The following is an 18,937-nucleotide window of genomic DNA, read 5'->3' on the forward strand; positions in this document are numbered from 1 at the left end:
GAAGGCTGCGATCCTGGGTCTGCTGCGCAGCCCTTTCGCGACACAAGGCCGCTCCTACAGGGGCCGTTGCAGGGCCGGGGCCAGGCGTCGCAGGCAAGCGACGCTCCCGCCATCTGCGCCATGTTAAGGTTCCCCCTTGGAACCGACTGCCACCCGAGAACAACCAATGCCCCAGACCACCTCACTGCACCCAGGCTTCATGATCGTCCAGGGCAACCGCCTGGATGACTTGCGCAACCTGGTGGTGAGCGTGATGCGTCGCTATCCCTTGGCGCCGCTGGAAAACGAAATCGCCCTGGTGCAGAGCAACGGTATCGCCCAGTGGCTGAAGCTGGCCCTGGCCGAGGATCCCCAGGAGGACGACCAGGGGGGGTGTGGCATTGCCGCGGCCATCGAGGTGCAATTGCCGGGCAGTTTCATGTGGCAGCTGTATCGCCGGGTCCTGGGCCGCGACGAAATCCCCGAGGTATCGCTGCTCGACAAGGCCCCGCTGACCTGGCGCCTGATGCGCCTGCTGCCGGAGGTGATCGAGCTACCGCACTTCGAGCCGCTGCGCCGCTTCCTGACCGATGACAGCGACTTGCGCAAGCGCTACCAGTTGGCCGAGCGCCTGGCCGATCTGTTCGACCAGTACCAGGTCTACCGGGCCGACTGGCTCAAGGACTGGGCCAACGGCGCCCATGTACTCCACACCGCGCGCGGTGAGCGCAAGCCCCTGGCCCCAGCTAATCGTTGGCAGGCCGAGTTGTGGCGGATCCTGCTCGAGGACGTGGGGGAAGCCGGCATGGCACAAAGCCGGGCGGGTGTGCATCAACGCTTCATCGAGAGGATCAACAGCCTGGAGCAAGCCCCCGCCGGCCTGCCTGCGCGGCTGATCGTCTTCGGTATCTCGTCGTTGCCGGCGCAGATTCTCGAGGCGCTGGCCGGGCTTGCCCGTTTCAGCCAGGTACTGCTGTGCGTGCACAACCCCTGCCGCCACCACTGGGGCGACATCGTCGCCGACAAGGACCTGCTGCGTCACCAGTACAAACGCCAGCAGCGCAAGCAGGGCATGCCGCTGCAACTGGACGACGAACTGCTGCACCAGCACGCCCACCCGCTGCTGGCCGCCTGGGGCAAGCAGGGTCGCGACTACATCAACCTGCTCGACAGTTACGACGACCCCGGCAGCTACCAGAGCGTGTTCAGCGACGGACGCATCGACCTGTTCAGCGACGGCGAGCCGAAGACCCTGCTCAACCAGTTGCAGGACGATATCCTCGAGCTGCGCCCGTTGGCGGAAACCCGCGAGCAATGGCCTGCGGTGGAGCCTGCGAAGGACCGCTCGGTACGCTTTCATGTCGCCCACAGCCCGCAACGTGAGGTGGAGATCCTCCACGACCAGTTGCTCGCCCGGTTCAGCGCCGACCCGAGCCTGCGCCCGCGGGACATCATCGTCATGCTCCCGGCGATCGATACCTACGCGCCGCACATCCGCGCGGTATTCGGCCAGCTGGAGCGCAACGACCCGCGCTACATCCCCTTCACCCTCACCGACCAGGGCCAGCGCGGCCGCGACCCGTTGCTGATCGCGCTGGAGCACCTGCTCAAGTTGCCCGACAGCCGCTTCGCCGTGAGCGAAGTGCTCGACCTGCTGGATGTCCCGGCCGTGCGCGCCCGCTTTGCCATCCAGCAGAGCGACCTGGCCACCTTGCACCGCTGGATCGAAGGCGCCGGCATTCGCTGGGGGCTCAGCGCCCAGCAGCGAGCCACCTTGGGCCTGCCCGAAGGGTTGGAGCAGAACAGCTGGCGATTCGGCCTGCGGCGCATGCTGCTCGGCTATGCGGTGGGGGTGGGCGAGGGCTGCGACGGTATCGAGCCCTACGACGAGATCGGTGGCCTTGACGCGGCGTTGATCGGCCCGTTGGTGGCGCTGCTCGATGCCCTGGACGTGGCCTGCCAGGCCCTGTCGCAGCCTGCCACCGCCACTGAGTGGGGCGAGCGGCTGCATGCCCTGTTGCAGGTGTTCTTCCTGGCCGAGGACGAACATGACGAACTGCTGCTGGTGCAGCTCCAGGACCTGCGCGACACCTGGCTGGAAACCTGCGAAGCGGTCGGCCTGCAGGACCTGCTGCCGCTCACGGTGGTACGCGAGGCCTGGTTGTCGGGCCTGGATCAGGGCAAGCTGTCCCAGCGTTTCCTCGCCGGTTCGGTGAATTTCTGCACGTTGATGCCGATGCGGGCCATCCCGTTCCGCGTGGTTTGCCTGCTGGGCATGAACGACGGCGACTACCCGCGGGCGCAGCCGCCACTGGATTTCGACCTGATGGCCAGCGACTACCGCCCCGGCGATCGTTCGCGCCGCGAAGATGACCGCTACCTGTTGCTCGAGGCCCTGCTTTCGGCGCGCGACCAGTTGTATGTCAGCTGGGTGGGCCGCAGCATTCGCGACAACAGCGAGCGCCCGGCATCGGTGCTGGTGGGCCAGTTGCGCGACCATCTGGCCGCCGGTTGGCAGTTGGCCGGCGCCAAGGCCGGGCAACGGGACGACCCGGGGCAACAGTTGCTCCACGCGCTGACCCAGGAGCACCCGTTGCAGCCTTTCAGCCAGCGCTACTTCCAGAAAGGCAGCCCGCTGTTCAGCTTTGCCAATGAGTGGCTGGTGCTGCATCAGGCCGAGGCCGAGGGGCAGGCCGAGCATGTCGAGCTGCCGCCGTACAGCAGCGATGAACCGCTGAGCCTGACGCAGTTGCAGGACTTTTTGCGCCACCCGGTACGCCACTTCTTCAGCCAGCGCCTGAAAGTGTTCTTCGAAGCCCTGGAAGCACCGACCCCGGACGAAGAGCCCTTCAGCCTCGATGCGCTGCAACGCTATGGCCTGAGTGAAAGCCTGTTGGGCGCGGCGTTGGCCGACCCGGACAACGCCGAGCAAGCGCTGCACACCCAGGCGCGCCGCCTCCAGGCCTGCGGCCTGCTGCCCCTGGCCGGTTTCGGCGAGGCCCTGCAGGTTGAGCTGATCCAGCCGCTGCCGGACCTGCTGCAACGCCACCGGCAGTTGTTGCAGCGTTGGCCGAGCGTGGTCGAAGGCGCTTTGCCGATTCACTTCGAACACGGGCCGCACCGCCTGGAAGGCTGGCTCGGCCGGGTCTACCAGGCCGAGGACCAGAGCCTGCTGAGCATTGCCACGGTGCCCAACGCCATCAGCGCCGGGCGCAACAGCCTGAAGTGGCACCGCCTGGTACCGACCTGGGTCATGCACCTGGCCGCCTGCGCCTGCGGTTATCCACAGCACAGCGCCCTGGTGGCCAGCGACATCACCCTGTTGCTGGGCCCGCTGCCTCAACATGAGGCCGCCGAGCGCCTGGGCGACTTGCTGGTGGCGCGCCAGGCCGGCATGAACACGCCGTTGCCGGTGGCGACCAAGACCGCCTTCGCCTGGCTCGCCCAGGAAGACCCGGACAAGGCCCTGGCTGCCGCGACCCGCGCCTACGAAGGCGATGGCCAGAACAGCTTTGGCGAGCGCAGCGAGAGCCTGGCCCTGGCCCGGCAATTCCGTGACTTTGCCGCGCTGGCCCTGGACGAGACGTTCGAAGGTTGGTGCGAAACCCTGTATCGCCCGCTGTTCGCCGCGCCCTGGCAGACCCTGGGTAACCCGGAGAGCGACCAATGAGCCAAGCCCGCCCCCTGGCGTTGAGTTTTCCCCTGCACGGCAGCCAACTGATCGAGGCCAGCGCCGGTACCGGCAAGACCTTCACCATTTCCGCGCTGTACCTGCGCCTGATCCTCGGGCATGGTGGCGCCCAGGCGTTCAGCCGCGAACTGCTGCCGCCGCAGATCCTCGTGGTGACCTTCACCGATGCCGCCACCAAGGAGCTGCGCGAGCGTATCCGCGCGCGCCTGGCCGAGGCGGCGCGGTTCTTCCGTGGCGAGCTGCAAGACGCCGACCCGCTGTTGCATCAACTGCGCGACGATTATCCACAGGCGCACTGGGCACGTTGCGCCAGCCGCCTGGAGATCGCCGTGCAGTGGATGGACGAAGCGGCGGTGTCGACCATCCACGGCTGGTGCCAGCGCATGTTGCGCGAACACGCCTTCGACAGCGGCAGCCTGTTCACCCAGAGCCTGGAAACCGACCACAGCGAACTGCTTGGGCAGGTCATGCGCGATTACTGGCGGCGCTTCTGCTACGGCATGCGCGGCGAGTCGCTGGCCTGGGTGCGTGGCAACTGGGGCAGCCCGGATGCCTTGCTGCCACGCATCAGGCCGTTGTTCGGGCGGGTGCGTGGCCAGGCCGACGAAGGCGACCCGCAGGCGCTGATCGAAGCGACCCTGCGCCAGCGCACCGAGCAACTGGGCCAACTCAAGGCGCCATGGGGCGCCTGGGCCGACGAGCTGCAGCAGATCTGCCGCGATGCCGTGGCCGCCAAGCAGGCGGACGGACGCAAGTTGCAAGCGCGCTACTTCGAGCCCTGGTTCGACAAACTGCGCGCCTGGGCTGGTGACGAGCAGGCCATGGAGCTGGACCTGGGCACCGGTTTCACCCGCCTGACCCCGGCCGGCATGGCTGAAGCCTGGAAGGCCGGCGAGCCCCCCGAGCATCCGGCGCTGCGTGCCATGGAAACCCTGCGCGAGCAATTGCAGGGGCTCGCCAGCCCCGATGCACGCCTGCTGGAGCATGCCGCGGCCTGGGTCTCGGCGCGCTTCGAGGTGGAAAAGCGCCGGCGGGCCGAAATGGGCTTCGACGACATGCTCCTGCGGTTGCAGCATGCCCTGGGCAGCGACGCTGGCGAGCGCCTGGCCGGGTTGATCCGCGAGCAGTTCCCGGTGGCCTTGATCGACGAATTCCAGGACACCGACCCGGTGCAGTACGGCATCTTCGAGTGCATCTACCGGATCGGCGAAAACAACCCGGACACCGGCCTGTTCATGATCGGCGACCCCAAGCAGGCGATCTACGCCTTCCGCGGCGCCGACATCTTTACCTACCTGGCCGCCCGGCGTGCCACTGCCGGGCGCTTGCACAGCCTGGACACCAACTACCGCTCCAGCCAGGCCATGGTCGCGGCGGTCAACCGGGTGTTCCTCGAGGCCGAGGCGCGGCGCGAAGGGCGCGGCGCGTTCTTGTTCCGCACCCAGGGCGACAACCCGCTGCCCTTCGTCGAAGTCCATGCCAAGGGCCGCAGCGAGCAGTTACTGATCGACGGCCAGGCCACTGCCGCGTTGCAATGCTGGCAGCTGGAGAGTGACGAGCCGGTATCCGGCACGCTGTATCGCCAACGCCTGGCGGCCAGTTGCGCCAGCCATATCGTCGCCTTGCTCGATGGCGGCCAGCAGGGTGTCACCGGTTTTGCCGATGCGGCCGGTAAGTTGCGGCCCTGCCTGCCTGCGGATATCGCCATCCTGGTGCGCGATGGCCGCGAGGCGCAGATGGTCCGCGCCGAGCTGGCTGCCCGCGACGTGCGCAGCGTGTATCTGTCGGACAAGGACTCGGTGTTCGCCGCCCAGGAGGCCCACGACCTGCTGGCCTGGCTCAAGGCCTGCGCCGAGCCGGATGCCGAGCGCCTGCTCAAGGCCGCGCTGGCCAGCCTGACCCTCGACCTGCCGTTGATCGAGCTGGAGCGGCTGAACCAGGACGAGCGCGTCTGGGAAGACTGGGTGATGCGTTTTCGGCGCTACCGCGACACCTGGCAACGCCAGGGCGTGCTGCCGATGCTGCGCCGCCTGCTGCATGACTTCCAGCTGCCGCGCACGCTCATGGGCCGCAGCGACGGCGAACGGGTGCTGACCAACCTGCTGCACCTGGCCGAGCTGCTGCAACAGGCAGCGGGCGAACTGGATGGCGAGCAGGCACTGATTCGCCACCTCTCCGAGCACCTGGCCAGCGCCGGGCAGGCCGGCGAAGAGCAGATCCTGCGTCTGGAGAGCGACGAACAGCTGGTCAAGGTGGTGACCATCCACAAGTCCAAGGGCCTGGAGTACCCCTTGGTCTACCTGCCGTTCATCTGCACCAGCAAGCCGGTGGACGGCCAGCGCCTGCCGCTGGGCTGGCATGACGACGAGGGGGTCGCGCACCTTACGCTGACCCCCGATGCACGGCAGATCGAGCGCGCCGACGATGAACGCCTGGCCGAGGACCTGCGCCTGCTCTACGTGGCCCTGACCCGGGCCCAGCACGCCTGCTGGCTGGGGGTGGCCGACCTCAAGCGCGGTACCCAGCGCAGTTCGCAGTTGCACCGTTCGGCCCTGGGCTACCTGCTCGGCGGCGGCGTGCCGCTGGCGGCGAGCAACCAATTGGCCGGGTGGCTCGACACCCTGGCGGCCAGTAGCCCGAGCATCGCCAGGCTGCCGTTGCCGCCGGCCGACGAACAGCGCTACCGCATACCGGACAACCAGCGCGAGCTGCTGCCCCCGCGCAAGCCACGGCGCGCCGCCGCCGAGCATTGGTGGATCGCCTCGTACAGCGCCCTGCGCCTGGGTGACCAGACCCTGGTCGCCGACAGTTCCCAGGCCCAGCAACTGCTGGACGACGAAACCCTGGACAGCCAGTTGCTGCGCGAGGTGCCGGCCGAGGCCGGCGATATTCATCGTTTCCCCCGCGGCCCGAACCCCGGCACCTTCCTCCACGGCCTGCTCGAGTGGGCCGGGCGCGAAGGGTTCGCCGAGGTCAGTGCCCTGCCCGACGAGATCGAGCGCACCGTTGGCCGGCGTTGCAACCGGCGTGACTGGAAGGGCTGGATCCCGACGCTCACGCAATGGCTGCAACAGCTGCTGGTACAGCCCTTGCCGCTGCAGGGCATTAGCGTGAGCCTGGCGGGGTTGCGCCAGTACCAGATCGAAATGGAGTTCTGGTTCGCCAGCCACCGGGTCGATGCGCAGCAGCTCGATCATCTGGTGGTGCGCCATACCCATGCCGGCGCCGCGCGCCCGGCGGCCTTGCCGACCGTGCTCAACGGCATGTTCAAGGGCTTCATCGACCTGGCCTTCGAACTCGATGGGCGCTACTACGTGGCCGACTACAAGTCCAACTGGCTCGGCCCCGATGCCGGCGCCTACGAGGCCCAGGCCATGGAGCAGGCGATCCTCGAGCACCGCTACGACCTGCAGTACGTGCTCTACCTGCTGGCCCTGCATCGCCAGCTGCGCGCGCGCCTGCCCGACTACGACTACGACCGCCATGTCGGCGGTGCCTTGTTCATCTTCCTGCGTGGCGTCACCACGGCGGGCCATGGGCTGTACCACGCCCGGCCGCCACGGGCGCTGATCGAGCAGCTCGACGCGCTGTTTCGCGGCGAGCACGCCCCCGAACAACAGGACCTGTTTGCCGGAGCCGCGCCATGAGCCGACGCCTCGACGACCTGCTGCCCACCCCGTTGCAGGCCGAACACCTCAGCGCCCTGGCGCCACTGGGCGACAGCCATGACCTGCTGGCCCTGCTCGATCGCTGGGTCGAGCGCGGCTGGTTGCGCGCCCTCGACCGGGCGTTCGTCAGCTTCCTCGAGGAGCGCGCGCCCGGCAGCGATCCGCTGGTGCTGCTGGCGGCGGCGTTGGCCAGCCACCAGCTGGGCCATGGCCATGTCTGCCTCGACCTGCGCCAGACCCTTGCCGAGCCGGATTTCGCCCTGTCGTTGCCGCCGGAAGGGGATGCCCTGACCGGCCCCCTGCTGCTGCCCTCGCAGTTGCTGGGCGGCCTCGACCTGGGGCTGTGGTTGCAGCGCATCGGCCAGAGCACCCTGGTGGCCGATGGCGATGCCCCTGCGCAACGCCCGCGGCCCTTGGTGCGCAGTGGCGAACGCCTGTACCTGCGGCGCTACTGGGCCTACGAGCGGCGCATCGACGCCACGCTGCACCAGCGCCTGGCCCGGCAGCTGCCGGTGCAGGCCGACTTGCCGCAGCGCCTGGCGCAGCTGTTCGACGGCGGCGCCCCCGCAGGCGAGGTGGACTGGCAAAAGCTTGCCTGTGCCCTGGCGACCCGCGCCGGTTTCAGCGTGATCACCGGTGGCCCGGGTACCGGCAAGACCACCACGGTGGTGCGCCTGCTGGCGCTGTTGCAGGCGCCGGCGGTCGAGCAGGGGCGGCCGCTGCGTATCCGCCTGGCGGCGCCGACCGGCAAGGCCGCGGCACGCCTGACCGAATCCATTGGCCAACAGGTGGCGCGCCTGCAAGTGGCGGCCGAGGTGCGCGAGCAGATCCCCACCGAGGTCAGCACCGTGCACCGCCTGCTGGGCAGCCGCCCTGGGTCGCGGCACTTCCGCCATCACGCGGGCAATCCCTTGCCGCTGGACGTGCTGGTGGTCGACGAGGCGTCGATGATCGACCTGGAAATGATGGCCAACCTGCTCGATGCCCTGCCGGCCAGCGCGCGCCTGGTGCTGCTGGGCGACAAGGACCAGTTGGCCTCGGTGGAAGCCGGCGCGGTGCTGGGTGACCTGTGCCGGGATGCCGAGGATGGCTGCTATTGGCCGCAGACCCTGGCCTGGCTGGAGCAGATGGGAGGGCAGTCACTGGCCGGCATCGGCTTGCAGGCGGGCGATGAGCCGCGCAAGCCACTGGCCCAGCAGATTGTCATGCTGCGCCATTCCCGACGCTTTGGTGAGGGCAGCGGCATCGGCCAGCTGGCGCGGCTGGTCAACCGCCAGCAGGCGCAGGAGGCGCGGGCGCTGTTGGCCACCCGGCTCGACGATGTGTTCTGCCTGACGCTCGGTGGCGAGCACGACAAGCGCTTCGACCGCCTGCTGCTCGATGGCCTCAACCAGGGCGCGCAGGGCCCGCAAGGTTACCGCAGCTACCTGCGAACCATCGGCCGCCTGCGCCCGGCGCCGGGTACCGCCGCCGACGATCCGCGCTGGGAGCACTGGGCCGGCGAGGTGCTGCGCAGTTTCGAGGGCTTCCAGTTGCTGTGCGCGGTGCGCAAGGGCGCCTGGGGCGTGGAGGGGCTGAACGAACGGGTGGCCCGGGTGCTGCACAACGCTGGGCTGATCGACAACCAGCAAGCCTGGTACGAAGGCCGCCCGGTGTTGGTGACCCGCAACGACTACGGCCTTGGCCTGATGAACGGCGATATCGGCATTGCCCTGCGCCTGCCGGACGAGCAGGGCCAGGCGCTGCTGCGGGTGGCCTTCCCGCGCAACGACGGCAGTGGTGGCGTGCGTTTCGTCCTGCCCAGCCGGCTCAGCGAAGTGGAAACCGTGTTCGCCATGACCGTGCACAAGTCCCAGGGCTCGGAGTTCAGCCATACCGCGCTGGTGCTGCCCGACGCACTGAACCCGGTGCTGACCAAGGAGCTGGTGTACACCGGCATCACCCGCGCCAAGCACTGCTTCAGCCTGATCGAGCCGCGCGCCGGGGTGTTCGAGGAGGCCGTGGAACGCAAGGTCAGGCGGGTGTCGGGGCTGATGCTGGAGCAAGTCTGACGCTGGAGTTCGCCGCCGATATGCTATCGTTGCGGCATTATCTGCAAATACTTTTGTGAGATTTCCCTCCATGACAGTGGCTGTCTCGGCCTTGAGACGAGTGACGGGCTGTGCGTTCTCGCTGCTGATGGCCCTGCTGTTGTCGAACGGCGCGTCCGCCTGGGCGGCCGGTAGCGTGCCGGACGCGCAAGTGCAGCAGCGCGCCCGGGCCGTGACCCAGGTGGTGCTGGGCATCCTCAGCTACGCACGCTGGCCGGCCGAGCCCAACCCCTTGCGCCTGTGCCTGGTCGGCCCCACCGAGTACGCCGATGACCTGATCAAGGGCAACGTGCAGAGCTCCGGGCAGCCGCTGCAGGTGCGGCGCCTGCTGGCCAACGACCCGAGCCTGGCCAGCGCCTGCGATGCGGTGTACATCGGCAAGCTCGACCAGGCCCACCGCGAGCGGCTGTTCCAGGCGCTCAACGGCCACCCAATACTGAGCATCAGCGAGGCCGGCGACCCATGCACGGTCGGCAGCCTGTTCTGCCTGCGCATTGGCGACCCGCAGGTGGCCTTCGACGTCAACCTCGACTCGGTGGCGCGCAGTGGCGTGCGCATCCACCCCAGCGTGCTGCAATTGTCGCGACGCCGGGCAGGGCAGCCATGAAACGTCCAGCCAAGCGCGTCAGCCGGCCAACCTTGCGTGCGGTACTGGGCCGCGGCCACCTGGGCGTGGCCTTGCTCGCCGCCGGCCTTGCCGGGGTGCTGGTGACCCTGCTCGGGGTCGCGGCGCTGCGGGTGTACGCCAACCACAACCTGCACCTGATCGCCCGCTCCATCAACTACACCGTCGAGGCCGCCGTGGTATTCGACGACAGCGCCGCGGCCAACGAGGCGCTGGCGCTGATCGCCGCCACCGAGGAGGTGGCCGATGCCAAGGTGTACGACAACGACGGCGACCTGCTGGCCCATTGGCAACGCGATGAGCAGGGGGTGATGGCGCAGTTGCAGACCCAAGTGGCGCGCAGCCTGCTGGAAGAGCCGATCAGCATGCCGGTGCAGCACATGGGCCAGCGGGTCGGCCATATCGAGCTGACCGGTCAGGGCGGCAGCCTGGTGCGCTTCCTGCTCAGCGGCCTGGTTGGCATCCTGGTGTGTACCGTGCTCAGCGCGGTGCTGGCGCTGTACCTGTCGCGCCGGGTGTTCGGCGATATCATCCGGCCGCTGCGCCACCTGGCCAGCGTCGCCCACGCCGCGCGCCGCGAGCGCAGTTTCGACCGACGCGTGCCCGAGACGCAGATCGCCGAGCTCAATGAGCTGGGCAACGACTTCAATGCCCTGCTCGATGAACTGGAAGCCTGGCACAGCCACTTGCAGAGCGAGAACGAGAGCCTTGCCCACCAGGCCAGCCACGACAGCCTCACCGGCCTGCCCAACCGCGCGTTCTTCGAGGGCCGCCTGAGCCGCAGCCTGCGCAGCGCTGCGCGCAACGAGGAGCACCTGGCGCTGCTGTTCCTCGACAGTGACCATTTCAAGCAGATCAACGACAGCCTCGGCCACGCGGTGGGCGACGAGGTGCTGGTGAGCGTCGCCAGCCGGGTGCGCGCGCAACTGCGCGAGCATGACCTGGTGGCGCGGCTGGGCGGCGACGAGTTCGCCATTCTGCTGACGCCGCTGCACTCGCGCGAGGACGCCCAGCGCATCGCCGAGAAGATCATCGCCAGCATGAAGGTGCCGGTGCCGCTGGAGGATGGCAACAGCATCACTACCTCGCTGAGTGTCGGCATCGCCTATTACCCCGACGACGGCCGCGACCCGGCCAGTCTGCTCAATGCCGCCGATGCGGCGATGTACCAGGCCAAGCGCAAGCGCCGTGGCCATTGGCAAGTGGCCCAGCCGGAGCGCCGTGTCACTGACGTAAAGAACAGGAGCTGAACCGTGACCAACCGTTTTCCCATGCTGCGTTTCCCGATTTTTGCCCTGCTGCTGGCTCTGCTGGCGCTTGCCGGCTGCCAGAGCGTGCCGCCCAAGGGCCTGACCCCCGAGCAGGTGGCGGTGCTCAAGCGCGAGGGCTTCGCCCCGACCGACGAAGGCTGGGCGTTCGACCTGTCGGGCAAGGTGCTGTTCGGCAGCGACCTGGACAGCCTCAACAGCCAGAGTGAGTCGATCGTCGAGCGCATCGGCAAGGCCTTGCTGTCGGTGAACATCCAGCGGGTGCGCATCGACGGCCATGCCGATGCCTCGGGCAAGGCCGCCTACAACCAGCAGTTGTCCGAGCGTCGCGCGCAGAGCGTGGCCAAGGCGCTGATCGGCATCGGCATGCAGCCGCAGAACATCCAGACCCGCGGCATGGGCAGCAGCCAGCCGGTGGCCGACAACCGCACCGCGGTAGGGCGCATGGAGAACCGCCGGGTGTCGATCGTGGTGGGCTCCGACTGAGGCTATTGGAGCCGCTGCGCGTTCCCTTCGCCGGCAAGCAATCACGTATTGTTTGGTAGGAGCCGGCTTGCCGGCCAACGGGCCACATGGCGGTCCTCGTCAGTGTCGGGCGAACTTCATGTCCCGCGTCTGCCCCATCAGCAACGGCGCATTGGCCTCGGTCACCTCGCGGATGTAGTCCCACAGCAGGGTGATCCGCTTCAACTTGCGCAGATCCTCCCGGCAGTACATCCAGAACTGCCGCGTCACCTCGACCTGCTCCGGCAGCACCGTCACCAGCCGTGGGTCCTGCGCCGCCAGGAAACACGGCAGGATCGCCAGCCCGCGCCCCTGCAACGCCGCCGTGTACTGGGCGATCACGCTGGTGCTGCGCAGGTGCGCCTGGGCGTTGGGGATCAGGTTGGCCAGGTACAGCAACTCCGAACTGAATGCCAGGTCGTCGACGTAGCTGATGAACGGATGCTGCGCCAGGTCGGCAAGCTGCTGGATCGGCGGGTGGCGCGCCAGGTAGTCCTGGGTGGCGTACAGGCGCAGGCGGTAGTCGCACAGCTTGCAGCACACGTAAGGCCCATGTTCCGGCCGCTCCAGGGCGATGACGATGTCGGCCTCGCGCTTGGACAGGCTGATGAAGTGCGGCAGCGGCAGGATATCCACCGATATCGCCGGCCAGGCGTCGACGAAATGGCTCAGCTGCGGGGTGACGAAAAAGCTGCCGAAGCCTTCTGTGCAGCCCATGCGCACATGCCCCGACAACGCCACGCCCGAGCCTGAGACTTGCTCGCAGGCCATGTGCAGGGTGCTTTCGATCGATTCGGCATAGCCCAGCAGGCGTTGGCCCTCGGCGGTGAGGACGAAGCCGTTGGTGCGCGACTTCTCGAACAGCAATGTGCCCAGCGCCCCTTCCAGTGAGCCGATGCGCCGCGAGACCGTGGTGTAGTCCACGCTCAGGCGCTTGGCCGCACTGCTGGCCTTGCGGGTGCGCGCTACCTCAAGAAAGAACTTGAGGTCGTCCCAGTTGAGCGCGCTGAGGGAGGTGAGGTCTTTTTGCATGATGATCCGGTTTTTTTGTGCATTCTTGTTGGATGTTTGCACATCTATACTCGATCTCAGCCCCTAGACGCCACCCCGTGTTCACCCCGGCGTAGGCGATCTCGTTCCGACAATAATTCCAAGGAGAGCGCAGATGAACGCACCGCAAACCCCCGACCAGACCAAGGTCGAGCAGGTCAAGCTGCTGATCGACGGCCAGTGGGTCGAGTCGAAGACCACCGAGTGGCGCGATATCGTCAACCCGGCCACCCAGCAAGTGCTGGCGCGAGTGCCGTTCGCCACCGAGGAGGAGGTGAACGCCGCCGTGGCCGCCGCCGAGCGTGCTTTCAAGACCTGGCGTGACACCCCGATCGGCGCGCGCATGCGCATCATGCTCAAGTTGCAGGCGTTGATCCGTGAGCACAGCAAACGCATCGCCTTGACCCTCAGCGCCGAGCAGGGCAAGACCATTGCCGATGCCGAAGGCGATATCTTCCGCGGCCTGGAAGTGGTCGAGCACGCAGCGTCCATCGGCACCCTGCAGATGGGCGAGTTCGCCGAGAACGTCGCCGGCGGTGTCGACACCTACACCCTGCGCCAGCCGATCGGCGTGTGCGCCGGCATCACCCCGTTCAACTTCCCGGCGATGATCCCGCTGTGGATGTTCCCGATGGCCATCGTCTGCGGTAACACTTTCGTGCTCAAGCCGTCCGAGCAGGACCCGCTGTCGACCATGATGCTGGTCGAGCTGGCGCTGCAGGCGGGCATTCCGGCCGGCGTGCTCAACGTGGTGCACGGCGGCAAGCAGGTGGTCGATGGCATTTGCACCCACCCGGACATCAAGGCGATCTCCTTCGTCGGCTCGACCGAAGTCGGCACCCACGTCTACAACCTCGGCAGCCAGCACGGCAAGCGCGTGCAATCGATGATGGGCGCCAAGAACCATGCGGTGATCCTGCCCGACGCCAACCGCACCCAGACCATCAACGCCCTGGTCGGCGCCGCCTTTGGCGCGGCCGGCCAGCGCTGCATGGCCACCTCGGTGGCGGTGCTGGTGGGCAAGGCCCGCGAGTGGCTGCCGGACATCAAGGAGGCCGCCAGCAAGCTCAAGGTCAACGCCGGCAGCGAACCGGGCACCGATGTCGGCCCGGTGGTCTCCAAGCGCGCCAAGGAGCGTGTGCTGGGCCTGATCGAAAGCGGTATCAAGGAGGGCGCCAAGCTCGAGCTCGATGGCCGCGGCGTCAAGGTGCCGGGCTACGAGCAAGGCAACTTCGTCGGCCCGACCCTGTTCTCCGGGGTGACCACCGACATGCAGGTCTACACCCAGGAAATCTTCGGCCCGGTGCTGGTGACCCTGGAGGTCGACACCCTCGACGAGGCCATCGCCCTGGTCAACGCCAACCCGTTCGGCAACGGCACTGGCCTGTTCACCCAGAGCGGCGCGGCGGCGCGCAAGTTCCAGAGCGAGATCGACATCGGCCAGGTGGGCATCAACATCCCGATCCCGGTGCCGGTGCCGTTCTTCAGCTTCACAGGTTCGCGCGGCTCCAAGCTTGGCGACCTTGGCCCGTACGGCAAGCAGGTGGTGCAGTTCTACACTCAGACCAAGACCGTCACTGCCCGTTGGTTCGATGACGACAGCGTCAATGACGGTGTGAACACCACCATCAGCCTGCGCTAAGGAGCTCGTCATGCGTATCGCATTCATCGGCCTGGGCAACATGGGCGCGCCCATGGCCCGCAACCTGATCAAGGCCGGGCACCAGCTGAACCTGTTCGACCTCAACAAGACCGTGCTGGCCGAACTCGCCGAGCTGGGCGGGCAGGTCAGCAGCTCGCCGAAGGACGCCGCCGCCAACAGCGAGCTGGTGATCACCATGCTGCCGGCCGCGGCCCATGTGCGCGGCGTGTACTTGAACGAGGACGGCGTGCTGGCCGGCATCCGCCCCGGCACCCCGACCGTGGACTGCAGCACCATTGACCCGCAGACCGCCCGCGACGTCTCCAAGGCCGCGGCCGCCAAGGGCATCGACATGGGCGATGCGCCGGTTTCCGGCGGTACCGGTGGCGCGGCGGCCGGCACCCTGACCTTCATGGTCGGCGCCAGCGCCGAGCTGTTCGCCAGCCTCAAGCCGGTGCTCGAGCAGATGGGCCGCAATATCGTGCACTGCGGTGAAGTGGGCACCGGGCAGATCGCCAAGATCTGCAACAACCTGCTGCTGGGGATCTCGATGATCGGCGTGTCCGAGGCCATGGCCCTGGGCAATGCGCTGGGCATCGATACCAAGGTGCTGGCCGGCATCATCAACAGTTCGACCGGGCGTTGCTGGAGCTCCGACACCTACAACCCGTGGCCGGGCATCATCGACACTGCCCCGGCGTCCCGTGGCTATACCGGCGGCTTCGGCGCCGAGCTGATGCTCAAGGACCTGGGGCTGGCCACCGAGGCCGCGCGCCAGGCGCACCAGCCGGTGATCCTCGGCGCCGTGGCCCAGCAGCTGTACCAGGCCATGAGCCTGCGCGGCGAAGGCGGCAAGGATTTCTCGGCGATTGTCGAGGGGTACCGCAAGAAGGATTGACGAGCGAGTGGACTTGATCGCGGGCCGGGTGGCCCTTGCCTCTGTAACTGCGCACCAGAGGGGAGGGTGCCCGATCCGCGATTTTTTTTGATCTGTCTTTTTTGATCTGCCTTGGGCTGCGGCTGCGTCCTCGATCGCGACACAAGGCCGCTCCCACAGGGGGCGCAGGGCGGCCCCTACGGTATCAGGCGAAGACGAAGTACTTGCGCACGGTCTCGACCACTTCCCAGGTTCCCTTCATCCCCGGTTCGATCACGAACACATCCCCAGCCTTCAGATGCTTCGGCTCTTCACCCTCAGGGGTGACGATGCAATAGCCCTCGAGGAAATGGCAGTACTCCCACTTCTCATAGTTGACCTCGAACTTGCCCGGCGTGCAGATCCAGGTGCCCATGATCTTGCTGCCGTCGGCGGACAGGTAGGCATTGAGGTTGACGGTGTGCGGGTCGCCGCCGATGCGCTTCCACTTGGTGGCGTCGACCACCGGGGTCGGGCAGGTTTCGCGCAGGACGGTGATGAAATCGGACATGGCGTGGCTCCAGGTAACAGGTGAAAAGACGCATCACCATAGGGCCATCGACGTACGGGCAGTTGCCTGGGCTCGACGTCCAGCTGCCTGCCTGCGCTATGCTGGCATCTGCGCCTTGCAGAAGTGGATGAAGGCGGACACTTGTGCCGGCCATTCGCCCAGACGCTCTTCGGCTTCGCCCAGGTAGGCGGCGCGAGCGTTGGCCAGTACCTGGCGATGGGGCTCGGGCAGGCGTGGCAGCAGCCATTCGGCGGCCACATCCTTGGCCACGATCGCGCCGGTTGTGCGGCTGTACCAGATGCGCGCCAGGGCCAGGATCACGGTGCGTTCGTCACCACGCCAATCATCTGCCGTGTTCCATTGGGCGAGGGTGTCACAGAAGGCCTGCGCCAGATCAGCCGTTGGCACCGGGGCGAACCAATCCGCGGCAGGTTGGCCTAAGAGGCACACACTATGCTGACGTGCCTTGGTCAGCAGGATGGCCAAGTCCGGGTCGAGCACCGCAGCTTCGATTTCGCCGGCGAGCAAAGCCTCGCGCAGCCATTCGCCAAATTGCAGTTCTCGACGTGCGGGATAGCGCCAGGGCTGGATATCGGCGTGAACCAGCAACGTCACTTCGAGCGCGCGCCAGTTGGCGTGGCACCCGGGAGGGGCGGAGACATCCAGAAGATCGAGCAGCAGCGACCGTCGAGTGACATCGTTCAGCGGCTGGGTCACGGTCACCAGCAAGTCGAGGTCGCTCTCTGGCTTCAGGCCGCCGGTTACCGCCGAGCCGTATAGATGGATGGCCAGCAACTGATCGCCGAGGTGCCGATGGAGCAATTGCTTGGCTGCATGCAGTTGTCGCTCGATCATTGGTGAAAGCCTCCTGGGGACACACCATAGCAAGGCCGCTCCCATCCTGCCCGCTCACACGAGGCAGTCGACGCAGGCCTCCCCCACAATGGCTTGCTTGATACTGGCACGCAGCGCCGCAATGACCTCGGCAACACTTCTGCCCGATATCTGCGGCGGGGTCTGGCTTTCACCGAACTCGCGCCAGACGAACAGCGTCAGCTCTGCACCGTCGGTCTGCGACAACGCCTGCTCCATCGAGCCGAACTGTTGCAGCGCCCGGTACCGTTCATCGCGCCAGAACAGCGCCTCGACCCAGTCGTACACCGGGATGAAGTGAAAATGCAGGGGCAGTCCCGGTGCATGACCGAATCGCCCAATGTATAGCCACTTGGGTGCCAGTTCCTGGTCCATCGCCTGCTGCACCTTGCTCATCAGTAGCCCCATTTCCGCCAAAGCCTCGGCGGGGAGGTCCGCCAGGCTATCGACTTGCGCTCGTGAACCGAACACCAGGTAGCCTGGCAGGCGCGAGGCCAGGTGATGGTTGATGATCCAGTGTTCACTTTCGTGGACGATGTAGTCGGCACGCATGTGCATTCCCTCACACCCACCAGTAGCGCACGAAGTGGAAGAACACCGGCGCGGCGAAGCACACCGAGTCCATGCGGTCGAGCATGCCGCCGTGGCCTTCGATCATGTGGCCCCAGTCCTTCACCCCGCGGTCGCGCTTGATCGCCGACATCACCAGCCCGCCAAAGAAGCCCATGGCGTTGACCGTCAACGCCATCAGCGCCGCCTGCCAGAAGGTGAACGGGGTGATCCAGCACAGCAGCGCGCCGATCAGGGTGGCCAGGGCCACGCCGCCCAGCAGGCCTTCGAGGGTCTTGGACGGCGACAGGTTGGGCGCCACCTTGCGCTTGCCGAACAGCTTGCCGCACACGTACTGCAACACGTCGCTGATCTGCACCACGAGGATCAGCCAGGCGATCAGCAGCAGGTTGCGGCCTTCGTAGCCGGGGATGTCCAGGGTCATCAGCGCCGGCACCGAGGACACGCAGTACACCGCGATCATCAAGCCCCACTGCACCTTCGAGGCGCGCTCGAGAAAGCGTGTGGTATCGCCGCCGAAGCTGGCCAGGATCGGCAGCAGCAGGAACAGGTAGACCGGGATGAAGATGCTGAACAGCCCGTACCAGTCCATGGCGATCAGCAGGTACTGCACCGGCAGCGCGACATAGAACGCCGCCGCCAGCGCCGGGTAGTCGCTGCGCCGGGTCGGGGTGAGGGTCATGAATTCGCGCAGGGCGTAGAACGACACGCCGTAGAACAGCACGATCACGCCGTACTTGCCGAACAGGAAGGCGATGCCGATCACCAGCACCATCACCCACCAGGCATTGATGCGCGCGTTGAGGTTGTCGATTACCGCGTGCGGCGCCGGGCCGGCGCGCCACTTGAGCAGGCGGCCGACCAGGCTGGCGAGCAGCAGCAGGGCGCCGATGCCGGCGAACAGGGACAGGGTGTTGTGATCCATCTCAGGCTTCCTTCGGGGCCAGGTTCAGCAGGGCCTGGCGGGCCCGCTCGAGAAAGGCATGCTTGCTTTCGTCCGGCTCCAGGTGCAGCGGCTCGCCGAAGCTCAGGGTGCACAGCAGCGGCAGCGGCAGGGCGCGGCCCTTGGGCATGACCCGGTTGAGGTTGGCGATCCATACCGGTATCAGTTCGACCTGCGGGTTGGCCGTGGCCAGGTGGAACAGGCCGCTCTTGAATGGCAGCAGCGGGTCGTCGGTCAGGTTGCGCGTGCCCTCGGGGAAGAAGATCAGCGAATCGCCCTGGGCCAAGGCATCGAGCACCGGTTGCAGCGGGTTGCCCTCGCTTGCGCCGTGCTGGCGGTCGATCAGCACGGCGTTGAACACCTGGCGGATCAGGAAATGGCGCATGCCTGGCTGGCACCAGTAGTCGGCACCCGCCACGGGACGTGTGCGCCGCCGCAACGGTTCGGGCAGCGCGGCCCACAGCAGCACGAAGTCGCCATGGCTGCTGTGGTTGGCGAAGTACAGGCGTTGCACCGGTTGCGGCGTGCAGCCCAGCCACAAGGCACGGGCGCCGGTGATCAGGCGGGCGGCGGAGGTGATGACGAAGGCGGTCAGGCTGGCGAGCAT

14 protein-coding genes are annotated in these 18,937 nt (G+C 67.1%); 8 read left to right on the top strand and 6 right to left on the bottom strand.

What is annotated here, in order from left to right:
* The first annotated feature begins 166 nt into the window (after positions 1 to 166).
* The 6 genes from recC (at position 167) to NJG22_RS17945 (ending at position 11,807) form a co-directional block, all read left to right on the top strand.
* Positions 167 to 3,649, top strand: coding sequence for an exodeoxyribonuclease V subunit gamma (gene recC, locus NJG22_RS17920; RefSeq protein ID WP_253096428.1), 3,483 nt, complete (start codon positions 167 to 169; stop codon positions 3,647 to 3,649).
* The gene (gene recB, locus NJG22_RS17925) at positions 3,646 to 7,317 is read left to right on the top strand and encodes an exodeoxyribonuclease V subunit beta (RefSeq protein WP_253096429.1); all 3,672 of its coding nucleotides are present in this window, start codon (positions 3,646 to 3,648) and stop codon (positions 7,315 to 7,317) included. Before recC ends, recB begins: the two co-directional genes overlap by 4 nt.
* On the top strand, positions 7,314 to 9,389 hold the full coding sequence (gene recD, locus NJG22_RS17930; RefSeq protein WP_253096430.1) for an exodeoxyribonuclease V subunit alpha: 2,076 nt from the start codon (positions 7,314 to 7,316) through the stop codon (positions 9,387 to 9,389). Before recB ends, recD begins: the two co-directional genes overlap by 4 nt.
* Before the next feature lie 70 nt (positions 9,390 to 9,459).
* Complete coding sequence (locus tag NJG22_RS17935; protein ID WP_253096431.1) at positions 9,460 to 10,035, top strand: YfiR family protein; 576 nt, start codon at positions 9,460 to 9,462, stop codon at positions 10,033 to 10,035.
* A complete protein-coding gene (locus NJG22_RS17940; RefSeq protein ID WP_253096432.1) occupies positions 10,032 to 11,303 on the top strand; it encodes a diguanylate cyclase in 1,272 nt (423 codons plus the stop codon). The genes NJG22_RS17935 and NJG22_RS17940 overlap by 4 nt, the downstream gene beginning before the upstream one ends.
* A gap of 21 nt (positions 11,304 to 11,324) precedes the next feature.
* Positions 11,325 to 11,807: an OmpA family protein gene (locus tag NJG22_RS17945; RefSeq protein ID WP_253096487.1), complete on the top strand. Its 483-nt coding sequence runs from the start codon at positions 11,325 to 11,327 to the stop codon at positions 11,805 to 11,807.
* A 99-nt stretch (positions 11,808 to 11,906) separates the two neighbouring features.
* Here NJG22_RS17945 and NJG22_RS17950 read toward each other — a convergent pair whose 3' ends face one another.
* Positions 11,907 to 12,857, bottom strand: coding sequence for a LysR family transcriptional regulator (locus NJG22_RS17950; protein WP_253096433.1), 951 nt, complete (start codon positions 12,855 to 12,857; stop codon positions 11,907 to 11,909).
* A gap of 133 nt (positions 12,858 to 12,990) precedes the next feature.
* Between NJG22_RS17950 and NJG22_RS17955 the strand changes: the two genes are divergently transcribed.
* A complete protein-coding gene (locus NJG22_RS17955) occupies positions 12,991 to 14,517 on the top strand; it encodes a CoA-acylating methylmalonate-semialdehyde dehydrogenase (RefSeq protein ID WP_253096434.1) in 1,527 nt (508 codons plus the stop codon).
* A gap of 10 nt (positions 14,518 to 14,527) precedes the next feature.
* Entirely contained in the window at positions 14,528 to 15,415 is an 888-nt protein-coding gene (gene mmsB, locus NJG22_RS17960) for a 3-hydroxyisobutyrate dehydrogenase (protein WP_253096435.1), read from the top strand.
* 184 nt (positions 15,416 to 15,599) lie between these two features.
* Here mmsB and NJG22_RS17965 read toward each other — a convergent pair whose 3' ends face one another.
* The 5 genes from NJG22_RS17965 to NJG22_RS17985 all read right to left on the bottom strand — a co-directional run bounded on the left by NJG22_RS17965 (position 15,600) and on the right by NJG22_RS17985 (position 18,937).
* Positions 15,600 to 15,944 carry a cupin domain-containing protein gene (locus tag NJG22_RS17965; protein ID WP_217852570.1) on the bottom strand — a complete coding sequence of 115 codons (345 nt, stop codon included), beginning with the start codon at positions 15,942 to 15,944 and terminating at the stop codon, positions 15,600 to 15,602.
* A gap of 96 nt (positions 15,945 to 16,040) precedes the next feature.
* The gene (locus NJG22_RS17970) at positions 16,041 to 16,799 is read right to left on the bottom strand and encodes an aminoglycoside adenylyltransferase family protein (protein ID WP_253096436.1); all 759 of its coding nucleotides are present in this window, start codon (positions 16,797 to 16,799) and stop codon (positions 16,041 to 16,043) included.
* 54 nt (positions 16,800 to 16,853) lie between these two features.
* A complete protein-coding gene (locus NJG22_RS17975; protein WP_253096437.1) occupies positions 16,854 to 17,375 on the bottom strand; it encodes an HIT family protein in 522 nt (173 codons plus the stop codon).
* 4 nt (positions 17,376 to 17,379) lie between these two features.
* Positions 17,380 to 18,312: a phosphatidate cytidylyltransferase gene (locus NJG22_RS17980; RefSeq protein ID WP_253096438.1), complete on the bottom strand. Its 933-nt coding sequence runs from the start codon at positions 18,310 to 18,312 to the stop codon at positions 17,380 to 17,382.
* Position 18,313: 1 nt separating this feature from the next.
* Positions 18,314 to 18,937 carry a lysophospholipid acyltransferase family protein gene (locus tag NJG22_RS17985; protein WP_253096439.1) on the bottom strand — a complete coding sequence of 208 codons (624 nt, stop codon included), beginning with the start codon at positions 18,935 to 18,937 and terminating at the stop codon, positions 18,314 to 18,316.

The sequence above is a fragment of the Pseudomonas sp. VA159-2 genome (assembly GCF_024126635.1).
In the GTDB taxonomy this organism is placed as follows: domain Bacteria; phylum Pseudomonadota; class Gammaproteobacteria; order Pseudomonadales; family Pseudomonadaceae; genus Aquipseudomonas; species Aquipseudomonas muyukensis.